The sequence below is a fragment of the Bacillus cereus group sp. BfR-BA-01524 genome (genome assembly GCF_022662595.1).
GTDB classification, from domain to species: domain Bacteria; phylum Bacillota; class Bacilli; order Bacillales; family Bacillaceae_G; genus Bacillus_A; species Bacillus_A thuringiensis_S.
This window is the reverse complement of the sequence record NZ_JAKUDW010000198.1, coordinates 1-3,145: the sequence shown is the minus strand read 5'-3', so window position 1 is coordinate 3,145 and position 3,145 is coordinate 1. Positions and strand designations below refer to the sequence as shown.

Here is a 3,145-nt window from a genome sequence, read left to right as displayed (position 1 = left end):
TGTACTGTTTACCATCTTATAAGCTAGAGCTTTCACTTCTTCTTCCGTCTCAAATCGGTAAGGAAATGTACATTCTCCCTCTCCAATTTTTTCGTAAATGATTTCTTTTGTTCCATTGATATAAATATCCGTTACATCCTTATCTTCTTTTAAAGGTTCTATAATCCCAAACCCCACAATTTCGTCACACACCATATTTAGTAATTGTTCAGAAGGTACTTCTGAAATGACAACCTGATTACTCAATAAAAAGCTTTTAATGATTTGTTCTACAGCTGTTCTCTTCTCTTTATTCATAAAGGATTCGCTTAAGATATCACGATGGTCTTTTACTAAAAATGCACGAATTTCATCTGTTATATCTTTAATTTGTTGAGCTGTAGTTGTTCCTAACTTTCGAACCGATTTAGAACGAATCCTATAACCAAAGTGATATAAATCCACTCGATTTCGCTTTAAGGATACTTGTTTTTCCTGTAAATAGCCCCACATACTACTTGCCACCTTTTTAATTTCGTAAACCAAAGAGACCCTTTTTCATAGAGAAGTGCTGGGATGGAATATCAAGACCAGCTGCTTCCATAATATGATGGACCTTTGCATTAATTTGCGGGGAACCAAATTGCATCCCCCATTCATAACTCGTACGATCTCTGTCATACGGAATTGTCACCTCAATTTTTTGGGAAGAAAGCTTTTCAATATCTTCTACATAGTCCTCGTCTCCCATATTCAAAACATGAATCATACGAGGCAATGTTAGCTTTGCTTCTTCTATTAGTTGTAATTCTCTTTTAATTGCTAACGCACCACGAGGGTTGCCATTTAGCACATGAACAACAAGGTCTGATTGGTATAGGATTGGGTAACTAAGCACCTCGGATAATTCAGTTGGTACCGATAGAATGATGTAGTCATATTCTGTATCTACAAGTGATTCGATAAATGTCGTTACAAACAATTCTTTGTTTTGAATCTCTGGGAATTGAGTTAAGCTATAACCTGATGGAAACACCAGAAAATCCATCTTATCGTGTAATTTTTGCGTCAGCCTTGTATTCATTTTTTTTTCTTACAAGCCCTAGCATGTTTTTACTCTCATGGCTAAGACCTGTTCCAACCGCGAAGTTTGGTCTTACTTGGTCCGCTTCTACATAAAGCACCTTTTTCCCTAAATGAGCTAACTCATTTGCCATCGCAATACTTAACGTACTTTTTCCTACGTTTTCGTTTGTCGCATAAAAGGAAACCATTCTTACTTGCCGGTCCATCTTAAAAGCCCCTTCCTTATTTGGATTCGTTCAGATACTGTGCAACATATTCTTTTACACTTTTAGATATGGGATTGGTTGAATGCTTCTCTACATAGTCTAAAATATTTTTCTGGTCAGATATTTGCGAGAATCCTTCTGCTGGTTCTAATTTTTTACCTGTTTGTTCTACCTTTTGTCCAACTGCAACAGGAATTACATCTCCAAGTGTTTTCGCACGATTTAGATATTGAAGTTGTTCTGATGAAACAGCCAATGTATATAATCGCGTTACCTTTGGCTTTTGTTTTCCTTCTTGTTCTTCTTTTGATTCTTTCTTTTCTAGTACAAATGCATCTTCTGTATTGCTATCCTTTGCAGCCGTAACACGTACACGTTGGAAAAGACCACCGAATACTACCTTCTCATTGTCCCCGTCCTTCACAATCTGCTTAAAATATAAGTCCACATACGTGTTAGGAATGATACTATTACCTGAACTTGTTTCCAAATCAACGAGTAACGGGAATGCAACTTCTCCATCTTTCAAATTTAAAATTGCAGAGTCAGGTAACTCATCTTTCTTTACTACTTTATTTTTAAAAAGATAGCTATTTTCGGTGATGGGCTGCCCATCATTTGTCCACTTACCTATAACCTCTTTTTTACTTACACGTAATGCATTTGGAGGAATCCCATCACCAGGTAATGTTCGTTCCACTAGCATGTCTTCTTTAATCTCTGTATGCGCAGGTATATCCTTTGCGGCTACAACAATCTTTGTTGGTTTTACTGCATTTTCGACTGCGAAATGATTGTACCCATAGATACCCGCTACTGTTGCAGCAGCTAAACCTACCGCAGCAATCTGCTTCTTTTGAAACTTAGATGGCTTCAATGTTTGTATTCCTCCTTATGTAGCCTTTAAACGCAAAAAAAGGACACACCTATGGCATAATGCGCCTTAGGTGTGTCCTTTTAGCTAATCTAAAGTCTATATGAAAATGTTGGATTTATTTTCTTTAATATTACAATCTTAATATTATGATATATATAGTTTCATGTCAATCATTTCTAAAAAATATCTGTTTTTTCTATTTAAAAACACGTAATCATAAATTAAAAACCCTCCAAAAACTCTGTTACAACAAGGTTTATAACCTATTAAGCATACCAAAAACATGTTGTAATTAATCTAACGCAACCGAATATTCCTAGGTGGTCGGTTGCTATCCTTTCTCTTTCATTTTATAGAGAAAGGAGGTGATCGAATGGATATACTTTTCACGATAGCAATTGAAATTCTGAAAGTAATTGCTAGAGAAGTCGCTGTATTTTTTGCAAAACGAGTAGGTAAATACCTATCAACGTCTTGGAAGCAAATACAAAAAAGCGACGAAAAACGAAAAGAACCACCCACAATGCCGGCAAGCGTTTGAAGGGTGATTCTAAGAAAAAATAAACTCTTTTTTAGCAACCATCCACCTTGCGGTAGCAGTTACATAAGACGAAGTGTTACCAGCACTTCGTCTTTATTAGTTTATGCAAAAACTATCTTTGTAATACTTCTACACATATTATAACAACAACTATAGTACATGTCATGTATATCCATCCACTATAGTTAGTGAAATAAAACAAAGTACTTTTAATACGAAATCAATTTCGTTCCTGTTTCAAAATACTTTGCTGGAGCATAACTCTTCCCATTCCGATCCTGAAATTCGCTTCCAATGTATAGCGATACAATCATTGCGACAACCCCCATAATAATCACACGTCTTACACGTTGTTTTTTCTTTTTATCCACTCTAATTTCCCCTTTCTATGAAAAAAAGGCACATCCCATTAAGGGATGTGCCTTTGGTTTATCCATTCAGCTACTAGTTTATGAT

The 3,145-nt window shown here is 35.9% G+C and carries 2 protein-coding genes and 3 pseudogenes; 1 reads left to right on the top strand and 4 read right to left on the bottom strand.

Annotated elements, in window-relative coordinates:
• The 3 genes and pseudogenes from MR170_RS30200 to cpaB all read right to left on the bottom strand — a co-directional run.
• Nucleotides 1-492: pseudogene (locus MR170_RS30200) on the bottom strand (CpaF family protein); the annotation flags it as partial.
• Nucleotides 493-508: 16 nt separating this feature from the next.
• Nucleotides 509-1,271: pseudogene (locus MR170_RS30195) on the bottom strand (AAA family ATPase).
• Between the two features lie 16 nt (nucleotides 1,272-1,287).
• On the bottom strand, nucleotides 1,288-2,148 hold the full coding sequence (gene cpaB, locus MR170_RS30190; RefSeq protein WP_242310565.1) for a Flp pilus assembly protein CpaB: 861 nt from the start codon (nucleotides 2,146-2,148) through the stop codon (nucleotides 1,288-1,290).
• 373 nt (nucleotides 2,149-2,521) lie between these two features.
• Between cpaB and MR170_RS30185 the strand changes: the two are divergent.
• Nucleotides 2,522-2,712, top strand: a pseudogene (locus MR170_RS30185) (hypothetical protein).
• 186 nt (nucleotides 2,713-2,898) lie between these two features.
• On the opposite strand, the gene MR170_RS30180 reads toward MR170_RS30185, so the two are convergent.
• A complete protein-coding gene (locus MR170_RS30180) occupies nucleotides 2,899-3,060 on the bottom strand; it encodes a hypothetical protein (RefSeq protein WP_162900602.1) in 162 nt (53 codons plus the stop codon).
• Between the last annotated feature and the right edge of the window lie 85 nt (nucleotides 3,061-3,145).